This is a genomic window from Paludibaculum fermentans (assembly GCF_051172195.1).
Taxonomy (GTDB): domain Bacteria; phylum Acidobacteriota; class Terriglobia; order Bryobacterales; family Bryobacteraceae; genus Paludibaculum; species Paludibaculum fermentans_A.
This window is the reverse complement of record NZ_JBPJAQ010000001.1, coordinates 2543739-2567646: the sequence shown is the minus strand read 5'-3', so window position 1 is coordinate 2567646 and position 23908 is coordinate 2543739. Positions and strand designations below refer to the sequence as shown.

The following is a 23908-nucleotide window of genomic DNA, read 5'->3' as shown; positions in this document are numbered from 1 at the left end:
CTCTTACTCCGCAAACAACTTGTTAGCTGCCGCGTAGCTCAACGAGCACTCGGTGAACACGCTGTACTCACCCGTGGCCAGCAGTTGATCCGCAACCGCCTGAGCCACACTCAAAGCCGCGCGTGACGGTCCGGATCCTGTACTGATTCGTGCGACGCCCAACTCCTGCAATCGGCCCGTCGACGGCACACCCGCGCTCGCCAGGATGTTGATCGGCATGGATAGCGATTGAACCAGGGCCCGAATCACGTCTTCATCCTTCACTCCTGGCACAAACAGCGAATCGGCGCCGGCTTCCGCATAGGCCCGCATCCGCTCAATCGTCCGAGCCAAACGGGTCGAAGGATCGCCGATCCCCGCCAGAAAGACATCCGTCCTGGCATTCAATACCAGATGAACACCAGCCGAGGACGAGGCCGCCCGAACGGCCTTCACCCGTTCAACCTGCTCGGACAACGGAATCAAGTCGGTGGCGCCGTCGCTTTCCATATCTTCCAGGTTCATGCCCACCGCTCCGGCATCCAGAACGCCGCGCACGGTCCCGGCGATGTCGCCATAACCGGCCTCGACATCCGCCGTAACCGGCACCTTCACCGCCGCCGCAATCCTCTGCACAACCGACAGCATCTCGGGCCCGCTGATCCGCTGCCCGTCCGGCTTGCCATAAGTGAAAGCCACGCCCGCGCTGGTGGTGGCAATGGCCGGGAATCCGGCCGACTCGAAGACGCGGGCGCTACCTGCATCCCACGCGTTGGGCAGCACGAGAATCTTGCCGCCGTGATGCAGATCCAATAGAATCTTGGCCTTAGCCTGCAAATCCGCGCTCATGACATCGCCTCCAGAATCTCCGTGGATGTCGTGACCGTACAGTACTCGCCATGAAGGTTCGCCAGAGACATCGCATGCACTTCGTCGGCGCTCCGCAGAACCCCGTTCCAGTCAACTTTGGCGAACGTGAAACAAGCGTCGGCCACCAGCAGCACCTGGTACCCCAGGCAGGCCGCATGCCGCACCGTACTCTCCACGGAATTGTTCGTGATCACTCCAAATACCACCAGTACCTCGTGGCAGCCGGTGGCCATCCTCTCACCCAACTCCGTACCTTCGAAGGCACTGCCCGTATGCTTACCGGTCACGGGCTCATCGGATTGCGGCACAAACTCCGGTTTGAATTCGTGGCCGGACTGACCCGGCCGGTAGGTGGAATTGGGCTCAACGGAGTCATGACGGACGTGGTAGACCGCACGCCCGCTGGCTCTCCAGGCAGCCAGAAGCGACGCGCCCGCCTGCTCAGCATCGGGATTGTTGCGGATACCCCAGGAGGGGTGGTCGATGGCGCGCTGCAGGTCAATCAGGATGAGTGCGGCAGTTGCGGGGATACTCTCCATACCCCATTCTAGATGCGGTGGAAACTGCGTAGGATCTCGCGCATCGAGTAGCGCAGCGCGACCGGCCGGCCGTGCGGGCAGCTCATCGGATACTGCGTCCTGGCCAGCTCCCGCAGCAGGTAGTCCATGCGGATCTGGTCCAGCCGCATGTTGATCTTGATCGCCGCCCGGCACGCCACTGACGCCGCAATCCCGCGCCGGAAATCGTCGACGCTCACCCGCCGCAGTTCCGTTTCGGCGATCTCGAGGATCTCAAAGATCGCGCGCTCCAGGTCGCCGGTGGACAGATCCGAGGGCGCGGCCTTCACCGCAATGGTGCGCTGGCCGAACGGTTCCGTCTCGAAACCAGCCCGCGCCAGATCGTCCGCAATCCGCTCGTACTCTACCTGTTGCGACGGTGTCAGTTGCAGGACAATCGGCAGCAACAGCCGTTGCTGCTCCACCCGGCCCGCCGCCTGTTGCGCCAGTACTTTTTCAAACAGTATTCTCTCGTGGGCTACGTGCTGGTCGATGATCCACAGCCCATCCCGTCCGGCCGCAATGATGAAACTATCGTGCAGTTGCCCCATCACCCGCAGATCGTCGAGCGAGACCATCCCTTGCGGCGCATCCAGGTCGTAGCCCGCCGGAAATCCACCGTGCGTATCAGGGATCTTGAGCCGCAACGGCTCCGGCCCAGCCGGTTGCGGATCCATGGTGATGGGCTCGCCGCTGCTGAAATCGAAACGCGGCGGCGGTGGCGCGACAGGCCGCAATGTGTACTCCGGCATCTGCATTGATTGGGACGGTTGGCCCTCTTCGGGCGGAGGCAGCACCGGCCGGGCTTCGTCGTACCGGAAGTTCTCGATGGTCTGTGTGAACTCGGAGTAAGGCAGCCTCGTCGCCGATTGCCCGGGCGTACCTTCGAGGACTGGAATGCCCGGCGGCGGAGCGCTGGGCACGGGCCGCTGCTCAATCAACGTCTTCCGCAGAGAATCCCGAACATAGTCATGGACATAGCTGCTGTTGCGGAAGCGCACCTCCGTCTTCGAGGGATGGACGTTCACATCCACCTCCGCGGGATCGCAGTCCACAAAGAGCAGCGCAAACGGGTAGCAGGCCGGCGGCATCAGGTTGTAGTAAGCCGCGCTGATGGAATGCATCAGCAGCCGGTCGCGGATCAGACGGCGGTTGACGAACAGGAAGATCGAGTTTCGATTGGTCTTCTGGACCTGCGGCCGGGAGATGAACCCGGACAGGCGGAACCGTCCCGCCTCTGCATCGCGCTTCGGCAGCTCGACCAGGTCCTCCAGCGTGTCGGCTCCGAACACCTGAAACACACGCTCACGGTCGCTGAGCACCGGAGTCACCCTGAGCAGTTCCTTGCCGGCGTGGGTGAGTTCGAACGACTTCTCACGGTGGGCCAGCGAATAGTGCGTGACCAGGGACGCGATATGAGCGAGTTCCGTCTGGTCGCTGCGCAGGAATTTCTTGCGAGCCGGGACATTGTAGAAGAGATCTCGGACCGTGATGGCCGTGCCCGACGGCAGCGCGCTCTCTTCACAGCTCAGCAGTTTGCCGCCGGCGATTTCGACCCGCGTGCCGGTGGCTTCGTCCGGGGACCTGGTTTCGAGCACCAGCCGCGAAACCGACGCGATCGACGGCAGAGCTTCCCCTCGGAAGCCGAGGGTGGCAATCGCTTCCAATTCGTCCACATTCGAGAGTTTGGAGGTGGCGTGCCGTTCGAACGCCAGCATGGCGTCATCGCGCAGCATGCCGCAGCCGTTATCGACGATGCGCAGCAGACGCCGCCCGCCGCTTTCGACTTCCACGCGGATGTCGGTCGAGCCGGCGTCCAGGGAGTTCTCCAGCAGCTCCTTAATGACCGAGGCAGGCCGTTCCACCACCTCGCCCGCGGCGATCTTGTTTGCGACGTTGTCGGAGAGAATGCGAATTCGGCCCATAAATAGGAAAAGGGCAGGCCGCAGCCCGCCCTGTCTTCCATGATAGGGGTTTCCGCTACTGCATCACGATACCTTTGACTTCCAGCAGGTTCCCGACCCGCTGCTGCAGGTTGAGAACATTGCGGCGGTAGTTCACCGTGCTGTTGACCAGGGTCGACTGAGCCTGCGTCAGGTCGTTCTGGGACGCCAGCAGGAAGAAGATCGTGATCACACCAAGGTCATAGCGCTTCTGGTCGGCATCGGCGCGCTTCTGGGCGAAGTCGAGCGCGACCTGCGCCAGCTTGACTGAGGCCCTGCTGCTCTCCAACTGATTGACGGCCGTAAGTACATCCTGCCGTACGGATTGTTCGAGGGAACGTTGGCGGAGGGCCGTGAGTTTCTTGCTGACGACCGTATCCGCCAGGTTGGCCGAGGCGGCGCGGTCGCGCAGCGGGAGGTTGAGCGTCAGGCTGAAAGCGAACGTGTTGTAGTCGAAATACTGGCCAAAAGCGTCCGTAATGCCGCCGGGGATGGGGATTCGACCTCCGGTCACCGGGTCGGTGGCGAAGGCTGTACCGCCTCGGCCCGTCGTGCTGTAGCGGCCGCCCAGGCTCAAGTTGGGCTTCAGCAGATTGAGCGCGCTCTGGATCTGCAGATCGTTGACGTCCAGGGTCTGGCGCAACGAGATCAGGTCCGGCCTCTTCTGCAGGGCCACGCCCACCAGCGCATCTGAATCCAGCGGCGCCTCGTCGGCCGCGGCCATGGACTGTTCGGTCAGCACGATGGGCAACTTCCGGACATCGGGATCGAGGTCGACGCTGATCTGGCGGCGCAGGGCATCTTCAGCGATTTGGAGCTGAAACTTCACCTGGGTCAGGTTGATTTCGGCGGTAGCGTAGTTCTGCTGCGGCTGGAAGATTTCCAACGGTGAGGTGGCGCCCAGTTCCACTTCCTTCTGCGAGCGCTTCAACGCCTGGTCGGCCAGGAACAGGGCCTGCTCCTGAACTTTCAGACGTTCGCGGGCGCTGATCACGTCCCAATAGGCGTTTTCGGCGTTAACCAGCAGCGTTTGCAGCGTGCTCTCCAGCGAAAGTTCCTGCGTCTTGCGTTGTGCCCGGGCGATGGTGATGGGCAACCGGTTGATGTAGATGCCTCGGTTGCGCAACAGAGGCTGGGTGAAGCTGGAACTCCAGGAGGTCGTCAACGCCGGGTTGTACTGGTTGAACGAGCTGTTCGTTGACGACTTCGACATGTTGATCGTGGTGTTGACCTGGGTGCCAGGCGCGAACAACTGCTGGTAAGAAGCCTGGAACGGCTGATCCAATTGGTTGAGAATGTTGGCGCCCTGCAAAGTACTGGTGGAGGGCGTCTTGGCGCGCGTGGCCGAGAACGAACTATTGATGACCGGGTCGAAGACGCCGAACGCGCGCTGGATGGCGTTCTTGGGAGTCTCCAGCGTCAGTCGCTGCACGGCAATGTCGGTATTGTTGGCGACCACCAGGTCGAGGTAATTCTTCAACGACAGCGTCAGCTTGCCGTCGACTACGAAATCCTTCAACCGCACTGGGCCATCCACGATGACTGTGGTGTCATTCGCTGCGAAGGTCTTCCGCCACCAGTTGCCGGTTCCTATCCAGGGCGCGCTCGGTTCGGAAATGGCTGCATTCATACGTGCCACGGCCCCGGAACTCACTGGCGGAGGGGCGGAACTCGTCTGAGTAGCTGCCGCGGGCGCGGGCGACGGCGCCTGGCCGGCGGGCGGTTGTTGCGCGGGCGCAATGAGTGTGGAGCAAAGAAGAACAACAAGAAAACGCATGGGTTGGACCTGATGATATCTATGAAGACTACTCATAACGGATGGCCTCAATCGGATCGAGTTTGGCAGCTTGAACGGCCGGGTAAATGCCGAAAAGCAGCCCGATGCCGACTGAGACGCCGAATGCCACGGCGATGGAAGTGAACGTAACCACAGTGGACCAACCGGCCGCGGCCGCGATGATCTGCGCCAACGTCACTCCGAACACAATTCCGAGGAACCCGCCAATGATCGAGATCATGACCGCTTCTGTGAGGAACTGACGCACGATGTCGGCCTGGCGTGCACCGATGGCGCGCCGGATCCCGATTTCGCGGGTTCGTTCCAACACCGTCGCCAGCATGATGTTCATGATGCCAATTCCGCCTACCAATAGACTGATCCCGGCGATACAAATCATGACGATTTTAAAAATGTCACTGGTCCGCTTCTTCTGCTCCAGCAGGCCGGCGGGCACCGTAACCGTATAGTCGCCCGCGTCCTTGTGGACGGCAGCCAGAATGGCGTTGATCACCGCGGCCGTCTCGATGGAGTTCGTACCCGGCTTGACGCGCAGGTAGATGCCGTCAATCTCATCCTTCAGATAGCTATTACCGTCTTCGAAGCGGAACATTACCGTGCGCAGGGGGCTGACCACCAGATTATTTCTGGAGAGGATCTCCACGCCTTCCACATCCGTATCGCCGCCCGACTGGGAGGCCATCACGCCCACCACCTGCAGCCAGGTGTCATTGATCTTGACGTACTTCCCGACCGCGGGCTCGTAACCCAGCAGGTTGACCTTCGTCGTCTCACCCAGGACACAGACCGGCGCGGCGGTGGCGTTCTCATCCTCGTTGAAGAAGCGGCCTTCCACCAGCTTCAGGCTCTGGATATCGCGGTAGTCCGGTTCCACGCCGATCAGCATCGGCGGCTCGGCTGCGGTCTTCGGCAGAACCTTCAATGGCTTGAAGCGTTTGCGCGGAGTGGCCTTTTCCAGGCCCTGCGTGTTCTCCATGATCGCCCGGTAGTCCCGGAAGGTCATGCCCGGGCTGACGGCCCGGCGCTGCTGTAACTCGTTACGGTCCACGGCCTCCTTGGCTTCGATGATGATGTTGTTTACGCCAAGCAGATCGATGTAAGAGAGCATCTCCTTTTCGACACCGGCGGTGATGGCCAGCATGGCCACCACGGCGCCCACGCCGAAGATCATGCCCAGCATGGTGAGCATGGTCCGGAGCTTATGAACCAGGAGGCTCGAGAGCCCCATGTAGATTTCAGGCAGGACTGCCTGCAGGAACGACGTCATAACTTACTGCCCACCCTTTGAACCGCCAACCGGGAGTGCGCCCGCGGCTCCGCCGGAGGATTTCTTATCATCCGCCTTCTTCTTTTCCCCGGGCTTCGCTGTCGGATCCGCCAGCGAAATGGTGTCGCCCGGGTTCACGCCCGAGGTGACCACAGTGACCGATTCCGACCGTTTATCGATCTTAATGTTGCGAGCAACCCAGGTGTCACCGGTGCGCACATAGACCACCGGCTTGCCTTCTTTCTCGAAAATGCTCTGATTCGGCACGTAGATGGCATTCGGCACCTTCTCCACCATGATCTCGACATCGGCCAGAAGCCCAGGCCGCAGCAGGACTTCCATGGTGTCGCCCTCTTCAGGTGGAGGAGGCAAGGTAGCGTTTTCCAGATCCTTGGCCGAGAAGCCACCGGCGCCGCCCGAACCCATGCCCATGCCCATCATGCCGCCTCGTCCGCCCGCCGCGCCTGGGGCCTGCGGTCCGAAGGAGGGTGCGCCGCCAGCCGCGGCACGAGTGCCTGTCCCACCAGCAGGAGCCGCTCCACCCGGGGCTCCGGGGGCACCGGTTCCACCGGCCGCCTCGGCGCCGCCGCGACTCCCGCCGCGCTGCGGCATGTCGATGCCGGCTTTCTTGGCTTCTTCCCTCACCTTGGCGAAGACAGCCTGGCGGTCTTCCGGCGAGAGGTCAATCATGGTTTTGCCGTTCAGGGCCTTCTTGAGGATCTCCTGCATCTTCTTCTGCTGCTCGGGGGTCATGTTGGAGTTGGCGCCCATGCCGAAACCGCCGGCCCGGCGCTGTCCGCCGGCTTGGCCGCCGGCCTGGTCCGCACCGGTTGGCGCTCCAGCCGCTCCACCTTGCATGCCTTGCATTCCGCCGGATTGCATTCCGCCGCCCGCCGCGCCAGCCTGCATGCCACCAGCCTGCATACCACCTGCCGGCATACCCCCCGCCATGCCGGTGAGGCCGGCCATGCCGGGCATCCCGCCGAACATCGACCCGGTGGTGACACTGAGCGGCTTCTTGCGATTCTCCTCAGCCAGCGCCAGGATGCGGGCGATGGCCTCGGGCTTCGCACCCAGCGTAGTCAGCAACTGCTTCATGTCGATGGAGAAGACTACGTCGAACTTCTTGCCGGGATCCGAGCTGAACACGTTGGCACTGGCCGTACCGCTCATGCTCTTGATCTTTCCGTCAAATACCTTTTCGGCCAGCGCATCCAGCCGGATGACGACTTCCTGCCCCTCGCGCAGATTCGCTCGGTCGAGCTCGCCCACGCGGGCAATCACTTCCAGTTCCGAGAGATCGAGCACGTCCGCCACCGGGGTGCCGGGCGGCACCTGGTCGCCTTCACGAACGTCGGGGACCTGCGTACCGAACATGCCGGAGAAACCGCTGCGGTTCTGCCGGACGGCCACCAGCCCGCCGATGGGTGAAAGCAACTTCACCTGCGATAGGCGCATTTTTTCGCGGTTGATGTCCAGCAGGCTGCGGTTGCGCTTCTCGCGCAACACATTGATCTCGGCGAGTGCCTGCTCCTGCTTCGACTTGATGTCACTTTCCAACTGCTTCAGCCGGCGCCGCGCTTCGTCCAGATTGAGAAGGTTCTTCTTCTGGTCGATGGCGGCCAGGATCTCGTTGCGCTTCACTTCCAGTTCGGCGCGGCGGACCGCGTAGCGGGCCCGCAGGAGATCCACCTGATCCTGGTTATTGCGGATCGCCAGGTCGGCTTGCGCCTTCTTGATCTGCTCGTCCACCTGCTCTAATTCGAGCTGACGGGATTCCAGCCGGGACAGGACTTCCGAGTCGTCGAATTCGACGATCAGGTTCTTTTCCCGGGCCAGCGCTCCCAGCGGTGCCAGTTTCGTAACCTGCACAGTTCCAAACAGATTCGGAGCAGCGAGAGTTGCCGTACGCACCGCCCGCAGTTCTCCCCTCGTGAAGCTGCGAACAACGACATCGCCGCGCCGGACTTTGGTGGTGGGCAGGGATTGCTGCCGTGCAGACATGCCCTGGAAAAAGCGATACACGCCATAGCCGGCCCCGAGGACCACTGCGATGAGGATTAGACGGAAAACGACTTTCTTCATGGATTGCGATCTCGTTACTGCCGTGTCTTTCTGGGTGCGACGATCTGCCCGCTATAACTTCTTTGCACGTTTGGCCACTTCGGCCGGGTCTTCCAGCGCGACACGGTCCCCGGGCTGCAGGCCCTTTAGGACGATGATGTCGTTGTCGTTGCGCTTTCCGACTTCGATTTCACGCGATTGGAATCCGGTACCTTTCTGGATCCAAACGTGAGGTTTTCCGGCTTGCAGGAAACTCGCCTTGTTGGGAATCAGCAGGCTTTCCGGACGGCTTTCAATCAATACAACACCCGTCGCGCTCATGCCGGGCCGCAGCCGCGGATCGACAGACTTCAACGTGGCACGGGCCGGGAACGTCTTTTCGTTGGCCGAACCAAAGCCGCGGAAGTTGAGGGAAGCGATAGGGCTGATCCAATCGAGGGTGGCTTCGAATTCCTTGTCCTGAATCGCGTCAATCTTAACCCTCACCGTCTGCCCGATCTGGATCTTGCCGCGATCCACTTCTTCCACCTTCATTTCCAGGCGCATCTCAGAGAGGTCAGGAATCTCGGCGATGGCGGCGCCAGTCCAGGCGCGGTCGCCTTCCTTGAAGGACGGCGGCGTCTGGCCCCAGTTGCCCTGGGCGCGGAAGTTGGGCAGGATGTTCAGGATACCGTCCTGAGGAGCGCGGATTGTCATCTTGCCGAGATAGTCCTTCACGCGGGCCATATCGCGCAGCGTCTTGTTCTTACGGGTGTCCAACCGTTCCAGGTCGGCCTGCTGGCTGACGTCGTGCGCCTTCACAGAGGTCTTTACCTGACCTAGTGCACCCTCGGACAACCCAACGTTGATACGATTCTTCGCACCTTCGATCTCGGACAGGATCTCGGCCTTCGAGGCTTCGAGGCCGGCGCGCTGGACGTCGTATTCCGACGTCATCAGGCTCATGGCATCTTCTTCATCCGTGATCTTGTGGGTGGCTTTGGTCTGAACGATTTCGCTGTCCACCGTACGGGCATTCGTCACGAAGTTCAGGTAGTAGTTTTCATACTGGGCGGTGTCGAATTCCACGATGACCTGCCCGGCCTTGACCATCTTGCCCGACTCGGCGAGCGTCGTAATGGTGGGGTTAGGCACCTGAGGCGCCGTGAGGGTAACGGACCGGGTGGAACGGATTTCGCCGCGCGCACTGATGGTGATGGTGAACTCGCCCTTGCGGACACTGACCGTAGGTACCTCAACCGGCTTGGCGGTGGAATAGCGGTAGGCTGCAAAACTGCCCCCGGCGAGCGCCAATAGAATGACGACCCACAGGACGATGCGGCCCTTCCCGCTGCCGGTTTGCCCAAGTTTTTTACTGGGCTTTATATCTTTAGAAGACATTCAACACTCCAAGACAAAATATCGGGCCGGGCCTCAAACTCGCTGCCAACGGGCATTCAGCCCGCGGTAAGCCCGCATGAGCCGTCCGCGCAGCCCGAGAATCGGCACGCTGAGCGCCAATACCCAGGGGCGGCTTGAGTTCGCCGGCGCCGGAACCTGGCCGGGATGCAGCGCAGCTGACGCGGTGGCTGCCGCATCCGCCTTCCGGGGCGCATCCAGCGCCACAACTTCGCCAGCCTTCAGTCCGGAAACTACACTCGTTTTGATATTGTTGCGATCGCCCAGTTCGACCGTTCGCTTCTCGAACGACTCACCGGACTTCACATACACGTACGGCTTTGCAGTCGGGCCATCACGGAAGATGGACTCGATGGGCGCCAGTACCTGGTTTTCGTTCGTCTCGATCACGACATCCGCACTGACGCTCAAGTCAGGGATTACGCGCGGGTCCAACCGGTCGATCTTGAGATAGATCGGGATTTCTTTGACGTAGGAGGCACGCGCCCCACCCGGCTTGGTGATCGCCGCGATGGAGGTGACATGAGCCGGAAGCACCATGTCGGGATAGGCATCGAAGCGCAAGGTAGCCTTCGAACCCACGCGGACATACTCCACGTCGGCCTGGTTGATGGTGGCGGAAACCAGGAACGAACTCGGATCAACGATGCGCGCAAACAATTGGCCCGGGAAGAGTTGGTCACCCTGTTGAATCTGGGAGAACTCGCTGCCGCGCATCATGTTCTCCATGGCGATCATGCCGTCCATGCTGGCCGTGATCTGCATCAGGCTGACATTGCGCTCAGCCCGCTTCAGTTCGACGCGCGACTGCTCGGCGTCGATCTCGGAGATCCGGCGCTGGCTCTTGAGACTCGTTTCCTGATAAGGAATCTGGGACTGCAGTTGCTTCAGCTTCGCCTGTGCCTCTTCCAGAGCCAACTGGAGTTGCTCGGCCTCGATGGCTGACCGCACCGGCGTTGTCTTGATATCCAGCTTCGCTTTCTCGACTGCGCCTTTGGCCTGTTCGATGTTCTGGGCGTAGGACTTACGCTGCACTTCCAGCGTGGAATCGAGTGACCGAAGCGTTCTGTCCGACTGCTCAACGGTCGACTTATAGTCATCCAGCCGGAGCAATTGGAACTGCTGGTCGAATTCCGCGACGACCTGCCCTTTGTTCACATGGCTGCCCGCGGAGGCGACCTTCTGCAGCACCTGCATGAAGTCGTCGTTGCCGCCGCTCAGCATGTTGCCGCCACCACCCCCGCCACCGCCACCGCCCCCGCCGCCCGAATTACCACCAGAGGAGGAACCGGAGGACGATGAGCTCGAACTGGAGGAGGAGGAGGTGCCTGAGCCGGTAGAGCCCGTGCCTGAAGTCGAGCCCGAGGTGGAAGTGGTCGAACCGGAGCCAAAGCGGTTTGTCGTCGCCCGGAAGGTCGACGCGGTACCCGTGGAACTGGAAGCCCCGCCGGTTGTGGAAGAGCCGGTACCGGAGGACGCGCTGGAACTGGACGAAGACGAGGAGGAAGAAGAGGATGTGGTGCCTCCGCCCGTGTTGCCTCCACCACCACCTGCGCCGCCGCCACGCATGCCGCGCAACTGAGGAGCCGCAAGGGAAGCGAACTTATCGGCGGAGGTCACACCCGTCACGCGGATCGACCGCTCCAGGGTTCCTGCCGCTACGACAGCCGTGCGGACACCAGTAAATCCCGAGCCTGACCGTGCCGGGTCCGTCGCCTGTTTCCAGGCAAACCAACCGGCGCCTGCGAACAGGGCTAGAACGAGAAGCGCGATGCCGCTTTTCGATTTCGGCCGTTTCGGCTCGTGAGAAACCGGAGCGATGCCCGGTTTACCTTGCGGAGTAGGTTGCGGAGATGGATTCATCTGCGGCTGCATACGGTCTAACTCTTGATCCTGACCAAGTGGAATGCGTTGGGCCGATTCGGCAGGCCTGTCCCGCATGTTAAGACGACAAGCCTATCGAAAAGGTTATCCCAAGCACCGGAAAGATGGAGCGGGCCCAATCAAAGATATGGATTCCATTACAGTTAGCTACTCACTTGCAGCGGGACAGGGCAAAGATCCTATCGAACGAAACGGAAACGGAGAGGATGAAACCGGGTTCATATTTCTTATCCCTTCCATCGGCAATGGCTTACAGACGCTATTCCGCCTCCAGCCCAGCCGAATCAAACCCCAGCAGAAGCCACGCAGCGGGCGGCCGCCTGAACCTCGTAAACTAGGGTTTCACCCCCGAAGCCGTGCCGCTGGATCTCTCCACTCCGATTAAGTTTGTAAAAGGCGTCGGACCACGCCGTGCCGCCGACCTGGAGGGCCGCGGTTTGACCACGGCGGCGGACCTGCTTACCTACGCTCCGTTCCGCTATGAAGACCGTTCGAACATCAAGCCGCTGGGTCAGTTGGCTCCGGGCGAGATGGCTACGGTGTTGGCTGAAGTGCAGAGCCTGCACACTCCGCAGTTTCACCGCCGCGATTTGGGACTGGTGGAAGTCGTCTTCCAGGACTCCAGCAGTCAGCGGCTGACGGGCAAGTGGTTCCATGCGCAGTACTTAAAGAACGTGTTCCTGCCCGGAATCAGGGTCTCGCTGTTCGGCAAAGTTGAGTTCGATGGGTATAAGGGGGAGCTAACGATGCTGCACCCCGATTATGAGATCCTGCGCGACGACGATGAGGAGGACGAGGCCGGTCTCCATACCGGACGGATTGTTCCTGTCTATGAAGCCGCGGGCAAGACGAGCGCGCGTGTGCTGCGTGGCGTGGTGAAGCGGATCATCGACAACCTGCCGGAGATGCCCGATGCGCTGCCGGATTTCATCCGCCGCCGCCTGGCCCTGCCAGACCTGACTACCGCGCTGAAAGGACTGCACTTCCCCTCGGTCGACACCGATTTGCGGCTGCTGAATGGGTTTCGTTCGCCGGCCCAGATCCGCATGATCTTCGAAGAATTCTTCTGGCTGGAAACCGGCATCTCGTTGAAACGGCGGCAGGCGAGGGCGGAACCGGGCATCCGGTTTGAACTGAATGATCGGGTGCGGGAGCAGATCAAGAAAATCCTACCCTTCAAACCGACAGGTGCTCAGAAGCGGGTCTTGGGCGAGATCGCCAAGGACATGTCCACAGAGACCCCGATGTCCCGGTTGCTGCAGGGGGACGTGGGGAGCGGCAAGACGATTGTGGCGGCGCAGGCGGCCGTCATCGCAGTGGAAAACGGCTACCAGGCGGCGCTGCTGGCGCCTACGGAGATCCTGGCAGCTCAGCATCAGGTGAATCTGGAGCGGGTGCTGGCTCCTTTGGGTTACCGCGTGGTGCCGCTGATGGGCTCCATGACGAAGAAAGAAAAGGCAGCGGCGAAGCGCGCCCTCGCAGCCGGCTTCGCCCACATCGCCATCGGCACACACGCCTTACTGGAAGAAGACGTAGAGTTCGACAAGCTGGGGCTGGCGATCATCGATGAGCAGCACCGGTTCGGCGTCCTGCAGCGCAAGTCGCTGCAACAGAAGGGTGTCTATCCAGACGTCCTGGTGATGACCGCGACGCCCATTCCGCGCACGCTGGCCCTGACGATTTACGGTGACCTGGACGTCAGTGTGATCGACGAACTCCCGCCCGGCCGCCAGCCTATCAAGACCTTCCACAAGACCAAGTTAGAGCTGGAGCAGGTGTACAGCTTCATCCTGCGCCAGGTGCAGGCTGGCCGGCAGGCCTATGTCGTCTACGCGGCCATTGAGGAGAGCGAAACGCAGGCGGTGAAGGCCGCCCAGGCGGCGTACCAGGAACTCTCCACTGTGGTGTTCCCGCAACTGAAAGTGGGTTTGTTGCACGGCAAGTTACCGAGCGCCGAGAAGGACGCCGTGATGGACGGTTTCAAGCGAGGCGAAGTGCAGGTGCTGGTCTCGACCACGGTGATTGAAGTCGGGGTGGATGTCCCCAATGCCACGGTGATGGTGGTGGAGAATGCCGAGCGGTTCGGACTGGCACAGATCCACCAGTTGCGGGGCCGGGTGGGCCGCGGCGCCGAGCAGAGCTACTGCGTGCTGGTGACGGACAAACTGAGCGACACCGGGCGGGAGCGGATCCGCACCCTGGTGGAGTCCACCGACGGTTTCCACATTGCGGAGATGGATTTGCGGCTGCGCGGGCCGGGCGAGTTCCTGGGCACGAAGCAGAGCGGGCTGCCGGTATTCCGAATCGGTAATCTATTGAGAGACCAGGAGATCCTGGAACTGGCCCGTGAGGAGGCGCGCTCTTTTGTCGAGCAGCCTCCGTCGGCGGAACTGCTGGAGGCAGCGCTGCAGTTCGTACGTGAACACTGGCAGCGCCGCTACGGATTGGCTTTGATTGGATAGAGGAAAGGCAGAGTTGTCATGCGAGTGATTGGTGGTGAGTTCCGAAGCCGCCGGTTGAAGTCACCGGCTGGGGACAGCGTTCGTCCGACTCCGGACAGGTTAAGGGAAGCGCTTTTCAATGTTCTTTCTCCGCGCATCGAGGGCTGTGTGTTCCTGGATGCGTACGCGGGCGGAGGCAGTGTCGGGATCGAGGCCCTGAGCCGGGGCGCCGGACGGGCCATTTTCCTGGAGAAGAGCCGGCCGGCCTTGCGCGCATTGCAGGAGAACATCTCGCTGCTGGAGATTTCGAAGCGCTGCGAAGTGCATGCCGGCAATGCCGCCACTATGATCACGAAGTTCGAGGCGGAGATCGTCTTTCTGGATCCGCCGTACCCGAGGGAGCAGGAGTATGGCTTATGCCTGGATGCCCTGGGTGAAGCACCCAGGCCGCTGGTCGTCGTCCAACATGCGTCGAAATTTACACACCACCTGAAAGAGACCTACGGCAAACTGGAGCGGGTGAGAATCCTGAGCCAAGGGGATAACTCGCTTAGTTTCTTCGAATCGAGGTAGTTCCATGCGGTGGTTGGCTCCGGCGGCCCTGGTGGCCGCGGCAGTGTACGGGCAGTCTGGACTGACCGGCCCTTTTGAACTGCGCAGCGTCAAAACAGAATCAGTCACTTACAAGGGCCGGAAGGCATTGCGGGTGATTGCTGATCCGGGGGCAAAAGATGGCGAGCGGCTGGCCATGCTGAAGGGGGAACCCTTCAAGGATGGCGTCATCGAGGTCTGGGTGAGCGGAGAGCCGGGCGCCGGCGCCGGAACAGAGGCCAGGGGCTTCGTCGGCGTGGCCTTCCGGACACATCCACCGGAGTTTCGGTACGAGGCGTTCTACCTGCGGCCGACGAATGGGCGGACGGACGACCAGGTGAGGCGCAACCACTCGGCGCAGTATGTCTCCGAACCGGAACATCCCTGGCACCAGTTGCGCAAGAACTTCCCCGAAAAGTATGAGTCCTATGTCGATCTGGTTCCGGGCGAATGGACCAGGATGCGGATCGAGGTCAAGGGCAAACAGGCCAAACTGTTCGTACACGGCGCGCAGCAGCCCACCTTGGTGGTGAACGACCTCTTCCTGGGTGACGACTCAGGTGGGATCGCCCTGTGGGTGGGGCCAGGAACCCTGGCCCACTTCGCTGATTTCAAGATCTCCGCGAACTAGAACGTGACGGAGCCGGGCGCCGAGGTCCCCACGCTATTCGTGAGCGTGACCGCGGCGCTGCCGATGGCCGTCAAGTCATTGACGGTAAAGGGCAGGACCAGCCGGAACTGGCTACCGAATGGAGCCGAGGCCGAATCTGCGAAATACGTGGTGAAGATCTGGCCGACGGTGAAGGGGAAGTCTGTCGTGGTGAGGGACTTCCCGGCGGCCGCGGTGAGTTTCACGTTAGCAGCGGTCACCTGGCGTGGCGTGGAGAACCCGAAGACGATCAATTCAAACCCAGTGGTGGTCTTATTGAGATCGACGCGAGTGATCACTGGCGGCGCTGGAGGCACTCGAACCTGCTGCGTTGGCACCGGAGTGGGTGTTACGTCCGCACCCTGTACATTCAACGAAGCAGTGATGGTGATCAGGCCGGCCACCGTGCCGGTCTGGAAGGCGGAGTTCGGAACCTGGAAGTTGGCTCCGGTGGCGCCTGCCGGGATGGTGAACGGGAGGGTGCGGCTGCCGGAAGCAAACACCACGGCCGGGTCATCGAAGCCGGAATCGGGTGCAAACGTGAGGGTCAGCACGCCGTTCAGGGCAACGGGGTAAGGATTCGTCAGGGTCAGCCCGACGGTGACTTGCGATCCGGGGCTGGCGCTGGGCGGAACCGGATTGAAGGTGATGGGCCCGACGGGTGCGAGCGTGATCGTGATGCTGAAACCGGCCGTAAACGCGAGGTTGTCCGCATCGTCAATCCGGACGACAAAGGAGTAGATGCCTGGAGCACCGGGGATACCGGTGATGGCGCCGGTATTGGCGTTCATCGACAGCCCAGGGGGCAGATTCCCGGTAAAGGACCAGCGGAACGGCTGGTGTCCACCCTGGGTGGAGAAGTTCGCGACGTAGGGGAAGCCCACCACACCGGCGGGCGGAGTGCCCTGAATATTGATGGTGGGGCCGCCGCCGACCGTGATGTTGTACTGTTTGGTCGTGGTTCGCTGACGCGAGTCGGTGACCTTGATGCCGAAGTCAAAGCTGCCGGCCTTGGTCGGGGCGCCGTGGAAGTTGCCTGCATTGAAGAGGATCCCATCCGGGAGGCTACCTGAGGCCACCTCGAAGATGTAGCCGGGGGCACCGCCGGAAACGCTCAATTGCGCCGTGTAGTCCTGCAGCAGCAGGCCATCGGGCAGCGTGGCGGGCGAGACGGAAAGTACAGCGAAGACGCGAATGCTGTAAGTTCCGGTGGAACTGACCCCGTTGCCGTCAGTGACCTTCACGTCAAAGCTGAAGTCGCCGGAGTTCGTCGGAGTTCCGGCGATGCTGCCATCCGTGGCAAGAGTCAACCCGGTTGGCAGGACGCCCTTGTCCAGTGTGAAGCTGAACGGAGCAACCCCACCCGAGGTAGTGATTTGAGCTCCGGGATAGGCTTCGTTCTGGGTTCCATCGGGCAGAACCGTGCCCGGCAGCGTGATTGTGTTCCGAACGGTGATGCTGTAGTTGCGAACGATCTGCTTGTGGTTCAGATCGGTCAACAGGATATCGAACGTATACAAGCCGACTGCGGTGGGTTTGCCGGCAATGGTACCGGAAGCCGTATCGAGGCTAACTCCGAACGGGAGCGAGCCGCCGATCACCTGGAAGGTGTACGGGGCAGTGCCCCCGGCAGGCGTGAGCACCTGGCTGTAATCCTGTCCGACATAAGCGTCCGGAAGGGTCGAGGGAGTGAGTTCCAGGACGGTGGTGTCGACATAAAGAGTGATGAGCCGCTCGATGACCAGGTTGGCCGAGGTGAGGCGCACTACGAACTTGTAGGTCCCCGAAGTGTTGGGTGTACCGGTGACCGATCCGTCGGCGCCCAAGCTGAGGCCAGGGGGCAGGGGTCCGGTGGTCAGGCTAAAGACATAAGCGCCGCTACCGCCGCTGGGCGAGAACACCTGGCTGTAGGGAACTCCGATGGTACCCGCGGGCAAAGTATCGGGGGTGAAATCGAGCCCGGGGATCCCGACAACGATGCTGAGCGCTTTCGGCCCGGCAATCTGATTTCCGGAGGCGGCGCTCACCTGGAAGGAATAGGTTCCTTCGGCGGTCGGAGTACCGGTGATGGCGCCAGTGGTGGGGTTCAACGCCAAGCCGCCCGGCAGGGTGCCCTGGACGATGGACCAGATGGGCGCTGAGCCAAAACCGGAGGAAGCCAGGGTCGCCTGGTAAGGAGTCGAAAGGAACCCACCCGGCAGGCTGGTGGTGGTGATGCTCGCCCCCGGAGCCACGGTGAGGCTGAAGGTACGCGAGGTGAACCCGTTCGCGTTGTCATTCAGCAGGACATCGAATGAGTAGGTTCCGGCCGTGGTCGGGGTGCCGTCGATGTTGCCATTCGCCCCGCTATTGAACTTCAGCCCAGGGATGTTGAAGGTCTGTGTTGAGAAGCTGTACGGCGGGACTCCGCCGGTGGCCTGAAAATCGACGTGGTAGGGGAAGCCCACCTGCGCACCGGGCAAGGTGGCTGCGGTGACGAATGCCACCGGGCTCACCACCTGGATCTGGTAATCGCGAGTTGCGCTTTGGCTGGTGCCGGCCGCCTGCGCGCGGGCCGTGAAGGAGAAGAGCCCGGCCTGGGTCGGCGTGCCTTGAAAAACGCCATTTGTCCCGAGGGTGATGCCCGGCGGCAAGGAGCCTGCACTCACGCTGAAAGCGAATGCGGCGGAGAAGCCCGAGACGGAGAGGCTGGCAGAGTAGGCGGTGCCCAGATAGCCGGCGGGCAGTGTGGGCGGATTGATCGTCAGTACGGGGGCCGGCGCAACGACAATGGCAAAAGACTGGGTCACTACCGCACCATTGGCGTCCGTGGCGCGAAGCATGAAGTTGAAGGTGCCGGCGGTGGTGGGCGTACCGGTGAAGGCGCCGCTGGTGCCTATGTTGACCCCGGGCGGCAGATTGCCGGACTCGAGAGCGTAGGTGAAGGGATTCGTGCCGCCCGACGCCGCGACGCTGGCGCTGTAAGGCGAACCGACGGTGCCGCCCGGCAAGGTGCTGGCGGGGAATGTCGGGAAGGGATTCACCACGATGGGGAGCACCCGGCTGGCTCCAAAACTCGAATACAAATCAAACACGTTGAAGGTGGCGTTGTAGGTCCCGGCCGTCGTGGTGGTGCCGGAAATCACCCCAGGCTGACTGACCTGCAGGGTGGGTGCAAGGTTGGTGCCGCTGAATTGGACGGAGCCGAGATTGCCCGCGACGGCCAACTGAGTGGAGGGGTAGGGCCGGCCGGCTGTACCTTGGGGGAGACTGGACGTAGAGATGCCCAGGATATGCATCGAGTAGGTACGGGACGCCGAGCGCTTGGGGTTGAACGCCTGCGGGCAACTGCCCTCGACGGCGGTGATGGTGAAGGTAAAGACCCGCTCTTGCGTTGGCGTGCCGGTGACGAAACCGGAGTACCCCTGGGAAGAGAGAGTGAGGCCAGGCGGGAGGACCCCATTCGTGACACTGTAGGTGAAGCAGGTCTGGGCCGCGCCGGGGAAGAGGCTGGCACCTTCAAAGAAACTGCCCACTGCACCGTCGCCCAAAGTATCGGGCAGCAAGGTCAATGAATCGATAGTGAGCGTATAGGACTTTATGACCGGCGGCACCGGCGGGGGGGCGCTGCAAGGCAGGCCGGGGACAGCCATGAGAGTGAACGAAAATGTTCCGGTCTGGCTGGGTTTGCCGGAGAGAAGCGCGGAGAGGCTACCCTGTTGGGGCTGCGTCAAGGTCACGCCGGGCGGCAAAGCTCCGGCGGAGACAGACCAGTTGCGCGTAGTGCAGGTTTCCGGAGTCACCTGCATCACGTAACCGGAACCGTTCAAATTCTCTCCGATGGTGCCATTAGAGAGGCTGCTAGGCAGCATGGACTGCGCGCTGAGACCGGCGGCGGCCAGTATCAGGAGTGCAGGCAGGCGGGGGGTGAGAGCTTTTCGGGATAGAAGAGACCGTGCCATGTGAATTCAGCTTCCTCTCTGAATTAGCGCGGAGGTGTAACGGAGGGGGTACCCGGTGTGACAGTAACGGGGGAACCAGCCTGGTTCGTGCCGCCACCACCCGAGTTCACTCCCAGTGCGATGCCGGCCGCGGCTGCGGCTCCGGCGATCAGAATGATGGACCAGATTGCGGTGCTGCTGAGGGCGGCGCCGGCGACGGCCGCATTGGTCATGCCGATCACTGCGGAGGCAGCGAGGCCGCTGGCGGAGGCGGTGACGCGAATCTGGTACTGGCCCTTGTGGTTGTTGGCCTGCAAGCCACGCGCGGTAGCCCGGCCATCGGGCCCGGTGACGGCGGTTAGAGTATTTAGTCCGTTGGCGAAAGTGGCGCCCGGGCCATTGCCGGGCAACAGGAAGGTCACCACAGCGCCCGCGACAGGTTTGTGGTTTTCATCCTCCACCTGAACGATAGGCTCGCGTGCGACGCGCTGGCGGACGTTGTTGATCACTCCGTCGCCTTCCACGATCACGATATTGAGTTGTTTTGGAGCGGTGATTCCCTGGCCGCACAGGAGTGCGGAGAGTACCAACGACAAGTAGATTCGAAGTATCGAATTCTGTTTCAACATCCCATCACCCGTTCAGCCTGCCGAAAACTGTTAGCCCGTAGTATAGCTAAAACTACGTCCATGCTGAATCGATTTGATGCCGATCGAATGGGAGATTCTGAACCAGCTTGCGGGGGGGAGTACAATGGCCTCAAGTTTGCAGAGGGCCCATTGAAGAATCTGGAGAGCGACATGACAGAGTCAAGAATTCTCGGTATTGGCGCAACGCTTCTGACCGTTCTGATGTCCACGGCATGGGCACAAGCGCCCAAGGGATTGACAGCGAGGGAGCTATTCTACAGTGCTCCAGCGGTGGCAAAGCCGGCGACGGCGCCCAGAAAAACAACGCCGCCACCTGTGAAGGCAGCCATCGAGAAACCTGCGCAGAAGGAACCGACTGTAGCCAAATCGACGCCTGAACCAAAGAAGGCAGTGGAGCAGATGCCGGAGCAAAAGCGGCCGGTGGAGATGGAAATGAAGCTGCCCGGAGGAGGGTCTTTGGTAATGGCGTCGACGAGCTCGGTCCCCTTGGGCTTGCGATACAGCATTCTGAAGTACACGAGTGACGACGATTATGTTGAGGTCGATCCCGAGTACACATTCCACTCCGGGGACAAGATCCGGTTGCGCGTTCAGGTGAACGACGCAGGTTATCTCTATGTCGTGATGCAGGGCACGAGCGGTGCGTGGCGGGTGATGTTCCCGGCCCCTGAGATCGACGCCGGCTCTAATCGCGTGGTGCCCAACCGTCAGTACGACGTTCCGGGCAGGACGCGTGTCTTCTTTGACGAACAGGCGGGCACCGAAAAACTGTTCGTAGTGCTCTCCCGCCAGCCGCTGAAGGAGATGGACCAGCTCATCTACGAGTTGGACAACCAGAAGAGTGCGGAGCCTGCACCCGCATCGTCGACTCCGAAGTCGATGATGGCGAGCGCGGCGATCGGCAATTCGATGGTGTCTCAATTGCGGGATGGTGTAATGGCGCGCGACCTGGTGTTCGAGAAGGTAGACGAAAGCAAGCCTGCGCCCACGGCGGGAAACCGGAAAGAGACCGCCACTTATGTGGTGAACGCGTCCCTGACCTCGGATTCACGTCTGGTGGCGGATATCAGCCTGAAGCACCGGTAGACCGGATATTGGGGGAGAGAGGGGAGGTCCGCAGTGCGACTGGGACTCGTGTGTTTGCTAGGCGCGGCTTTGTATGGGCAGCAGGCCCCAAACCGCATGGAAATCAAGGTTGAACTGCGCCGGGAAGGGGCCTGGAAGATTGTGGATCCGTCCACCGTCTTCGATAAGGACGCGCAGGTGCGCTTCCGAGTGCGCACCAACTTCGCCGGCTGGCTGTATGTAATGAACCAGGGCACGACGGGCAGCTACAGCCTACTGTTCCCACGGGAAGACACGGGCAGCCAGAACCGCCTGGAGCCGGACCGCGACTATATCGTGCCCGCCGCCGCGGGTGCGTTCAAAGTGACCGGTCCGTCTGGTCACGATATCGTGTACTGGATGGTGACGCCGGTGGAGATTACGAGCAGCGAATCGCGGCCGCCTGCCTCGTCGTACGTTCCGCTGCCGCCACCCCCGCCGCCGGGCACGAAGCTGAATACGCTGACGCCGAGGTGCGACGACTCGATCTTCAAGGCGCGGGGCGAGTGCATCGATTCCACGGCCGGTCCGCGCAAGGTGACGAGTGTCGAAGCGCTGCCGGATAATCTGAAGGACGTACAGGGCTTGAAATCGCGCGAGCTGGTGTTTATCAAGGAAAAAGGGGGCGCCGTGGTTTCGACGCCCGGAAACCTGAAGGGGCCGGTGATCTACGAATTCCGGTTGTCGCACAAATGAGAAGCCTCATTTTCCTCCTGGGACTTGCGCTTGCCGCCGGCGCTCAACAGCAACCGCCCGCCAAACAAGGCCAAAAGCAGCGCGACCTGAAGTTCGAGAACGAAGCCAACAAGCCGCCTGCCAAACCAGCAGGCGCTCCGCCGCAGATCCCGCGCAGCTATGCGTTGGTGGTGGGCATCGCGGGCTACAAGAACCTGCCGGAGAACGCGCAACTATCGTTCCCGGAAAGAGACGCGGAGTCTGTGTACTCGATCCTGATCAGCCCGGAAGGCGGCAACTTCCGGGCGGAAAACGTCCACCGGCTGATCGGTCCCAAGGCAACGCTGGCCAACCTGCGCAAGGAACTGGAAGAGTGGCTACCCAGCGTGACGAAGGATGACGACCGGGTGCTGATCTATTTCGCGGGCCATGGGTTCGTTTTCCAGAATCGCGCGTACCTGGCGCCGTACGACATCACGCAGGACAACATTGCGGCCACAGGTTACCCGATGGACCGGCTGGGCGAGGTGTTCGGTAACAAGATCAAGGGCAAGTGGAAAGTGATGCTGACGGACTCGTGCCACAGCGGCGCCATCACGCCCGCGGGCGATGCCGCCGTGATCAACGGTAAGTTGCTGGACCTCAACAAAAACGTGTTCTCGCTGACCGCAAGCCGCGACCGGGAGCGCAGCTATGAGAGCAAGGAGTGGGGTGGCGGGCACGGCATTTTCACCTACTACGTAGTGAAAGGCCTGGAAGGGCTGGCGGATGAATCGCAGGACGGCATCGTGACGGCTGACGAACTGGCTGAATACGTCCGCCGCAACGTGCGCGAGGCCAGCGGCGGCCAGCAGAATCCGACATCGGACCGCGGCAGCTTCGACAGCGACATGCTGTTGTCGTATCTACCCTCGGGCGTAACTCCGGGTGCGCCGCCGCCACCGAAAGACGGCACGCTGGTGCTGGAAGCGAACATGGACGGCGTAGAGATCTTCGTCAATGGGCGCAGCGTGGGCGTGGTGGACAAAGGCAAGTCCCTGCGGCTGCCGGGCCTGCCTCCAGGAAGCATCACGGTGAAGGGCGTCAAGATGGGCTACGAGCCCGACGGGCCGCGCGAGGAGATCATTTATCCCGGCACGGAGTCGACCGTGTCGATCAAAATCGTCATCCCGCGGCGCAGGCCGAAGGCGGCCGTCGACAAGTTCGATGACGGCCTGAACCACTACAACAAGGGCAGCCAGGAAGAGTATAAGAAGGCGGCGGCGCTGTTTGAACAGGCGCTGGCCGCCGACGCCACCTACAGCCAGGCGGCGCTCTACCTGGGCCGCACGTATGACGCACTTTTCCAGCAGGAGACGGCGGCGTCCTACTACAAAAAGGCCATCGAAATCGATCCGGACTACCTGGAAGCGCGCGCCAGCTATGGCGGCATGCTGCTGGGCATGGGGAGCGTGGACGAGGCGATCCGGCAATTCAACGTTGTAACGCTGCGCGACAAGAAGAATCAGCTCGCGTTCTACCTGCAGGCCCAGGCGTATCGCATGAAGGACATGTACCCGGAGTCGATCGAATCGGCGCGGAGGGCGATCCAACTCACTCCGTCGAACGCCGAGGCGCATTTCTGGCTGGCGGAGAGTTTGCGCATGATCAGGAAGCAGGCGGAGTCGACCGCGGAGTATGAGTCCTACCTGCGGTTGAGTGACTATGACTCCAAGATTGGCGGGAAACTGAACTACTACGTGGCGGGCTTCGTGTTCGGCATGGGTAAGAAGAAGCGGGCGGCACAGAGGGACATCTGGAAAGACCTGCGCAGCATGGCGTACTTCGGGCTGTGCGAGAACTCGAAGAACACCAAGCAGTATGAAGCGGCGATCGGTTACTGCCAGAAGGCCATTACGTACGACCCGGGTGACGCGTTCAACTACTATCTGCTGGCCCTGAACTACAGTTACGAAGCGCAGAAGACCGGTTCGCTGGAGATGCTGGCCGCGGCTCGCAAGAGCTTTGTGCGCATGCTGGATCTCAATGCGGAACTGGACGAAGCCAAGTTTGCGCGGCAGAACATTGCCGCCATCGACAAAGCCCTCCAAGCTCAATAATCTCCGGCCGGAACCTGAC

The 23908-nt window shown here is 61.5% G+C and carries 16 protein-coding genes; 6 read left to right on the top strand and 10 right to left on the bottom strand.

From position 1 onward, the window contains the following. Window positions 1-3: 3 nt before the first annotated feature. The 8 genes from ACR9Y2_RS10520 to ACR9Y2_RS10485 all read right to left on the bottom strand — a co-directional run bounded on the left by ACR9Y2_RS10520 (window position 4) and on the right by ACR9Y2_RS10485 (window position 11751). Window positions 4-828 (bottom strand): isocitrate lyase/PEP mutase family protein, encoded by an 825-nt coding sequence (locus tag ACR9Y2_RS10520; RefSeq protein WP_435041156.1) that lies wholly within the window; start codon window positions 826-828, stop codon window positions 4-6. After that, the gene (locus ACR9Y2_RS10515; protein ID WP_435041154.1) at window positions 825-1388 is read right to left on the bottom strand and encodes a cysteine hydrolase family protein; all 564 of its coding nucleotides are present in this window, start codon (window positions 1386-1388) and stop codon (window positions 825-827) included. Before ACR9Y2_RS10515 ends, ACR9Y2_RS10520 begins: the two co-directional genes overlap by 4 nt. Before the next feature lie 8 nt (window positions 1389-1396). Continuing rightward, window positions 1397-3331: a DNA mismatch repair endonuclease MutL gene (gene mutL / locus ACR9Y2_RS10510; protein WP_435041152.1), complete on the bottom strand. Its 1935-nt coding sequence runs from the start codon at window positions 3329-3331 to the stop codon at window positions 1397-1399. A gap of 55 nt (window positions 3332-3386) precedes the next feature. Beyond that, on the bottom strand, window positions 3387-4979 hold the full coding sequence (locus ACR9Y2_RS10505) for a TolC family protein (RefSeq protein ID WP_435041150.1): 1593 nt from the start codon (window positions 4977-4979) through the stop codon (window positions 3387-3389). A gap of 175 nt (window positions 4980-5154) precedes the next feature. After that, window positions 5155-6414 carry an ABC transporter permease gene (locus ACR9Y2_RS10500; protein WP_435041148.1) on the bottom strand — a complete coding sequence of 420 codons (1260 nt, stop codon included), beginning with the start codon at window positions 6412-6414 and terminating at the stop codon, window positions 5155-5157. A gap of 3 nt (window positions 6415-6417) precedes the next feature. Continuing rightward, window positions 6418-8499 (bottom strand): HlyD family efflux transporter periplasmic adaptor subunit, encoded by a 2082-nt coding sequence (locus ACR9Y2_RS10495; protein WP_435041146.1) that lies wholly within the window; start codon window positions 8497-8499, stop codon window positions 6418-6420. 51 nt (window positions 8500-8550) lie between these two features. Further along, window positions 8551-9858 carry an efflux RND transporter periplasmic adaptor subunit gene (locus ACR9Y2_RS10490; protein WP_435041144.1) on the bottom strand — a complete coding sequence of 436 codons (1308 nt, stop codon included), beginning with the start codon at window positions 9856-9858 and terminating at the stop codon, window positions 8551-8553. 33 nt (window positions 9859-9891) lie between these two features. Then, window positions 9892-11751, bottom strand: coding sequence for an efflux RND transporter periplasmic adaptor subunit (locus ACR9Y2_RS10485; protein ID WP_435041142.1), 1860 nt, complete (start codon window positions 11749-11751; stop codon window positions 9892-9894). A 365-nt stretch (window positions 11752-12116) separates the two neighbouring features. On the opposite strand from ACR9Y2_RS10485, the gene recG reads away from it, so the two are divergent. From recG to ACR9Y2_RS10470, 3 genes are read left to right on the top strand one after another with little or no spacing between them, the layout of a single operon-like run. Further along, window positions 12117-14222: an ATP-dependent DNA helicase RecG gene (recG, locus tag ACR9Y2_RS10480; RefSeq protein WP_435041140.1), complete on the top strand. Its 2106-nt coding sequence runs from the start codon at window positions 12117-12119 to the stop codon at window positions 14220-14222. Between the two features lie 18 nt (window positions 14223-14240). After that, on the top strand, window positions 14241-14774 hold the full coding sequence (gene rsmD, locus ACR9Y2_RS10475) for a 16S rRNA (guanine(966)-N(2))-methyltransferase RsmD (protein WP_435041138.1): 534 nt from the start codon (window positions 14241-14243) through the stop codon (window positions 14772-14774). A gap of 4 nt (window positions 14775-14778) precedes the next feature. Then, entirely contained in the window at window positions 14779-15423 is a 645-nt protein-coding gene (locus tag ACR9Y2_RS10470; protein WP_435041136.1) for a hypothetical protein, read from the top strand. Here ACR9Y2_RS10470 and ACR9Y2_RS10465 read toward each other — a convergent pair. Together ACR9Y2_RS10465 and ACR9Y2_RS10460 are read right to left on the bottom strand one after the other, a co-directional pair. Further along, the gene (locus ACR9Y2_RS10465; protein ID WP_435041134.1) at window positions 15420-19382 is read right to left on the bottom strand and encodes a beta strand repeat-containing protein; all 3963 of its coding nucleotides are present in this window, start codon (window positions 19380-19382) and stop codon (window positions 15420-15422) included. The two genes, ACR9Y2_RS10470 and ACR9Y2_RS10465, sit on opposite strands and share 4 nt — an antisense overlap. A 23-nt stretch (window positions 19383-19405) precedes the next feature. Continuing rightward, the gene (locus ACR9Y2_RS10460) at window positions 19406-19990 is read right to left on the bottom strand and encodes a hypothetical protein (RefSeq protein WP_435041132.1); all 585 of its coding nucleotides are present in this window, start codon (window positions 19988-19990) and stop codon (window positions 19406-19408) included. A gap of 171 nt (window positions 19991-20161) precedes the next feature. On the opposite strand from ACR9Y2_RS10460, the gene ACR9Y2_RS10455 reads away from it, so the two are divergent. The 3 genes from ACR9Y2_RS10455 (at window position 20162) to ACR9Y2_RS10445 (ending at window position 23889) form a co-directional block, all read left to right on the top strand. Then, a complete protein-coding gene (locus ACR9Y2_RS10455; protein ID WP_435041130.1) occupies window positions 20162-21097 on the top strand; it encodes a DUF4384 domain-containing protein in 936 nt (311 codons plus the stop codon). A gap of 96 nt (window positions 21098-21193) precedes the next feature. Then, window positions 21194-21811 (top strand): DUF4384 domain-containing protein, encoded by a 618-nt coding sequence (locus tag ACR9Y2_RS10450; RefSeq protein WP_435041128.1) that lies wholly within the window; start codon window positions 21194-21196, stop codon window positions 21809-21811. Beyond that, the gene (locus tag ACR9Y2_RS10445) at window positions 21808-23889 is read left to right on the top strand and encodes a tetratricopeptide repeat protein (RefSeq protein ID WP_435041126.1); all 2082 of its coding nucleotides are present in this window, start codon (window positions 21808-21810) and stop codon (window positions 23887-23889) included. The genes ACR9Y2_RS10450 and ACR9Y2_RS10445 overlap by 4 nt, the downstream gene beginning before the upstream one ends. Window positions 23890-23908 lie beyond the last annotated feature (19 nt).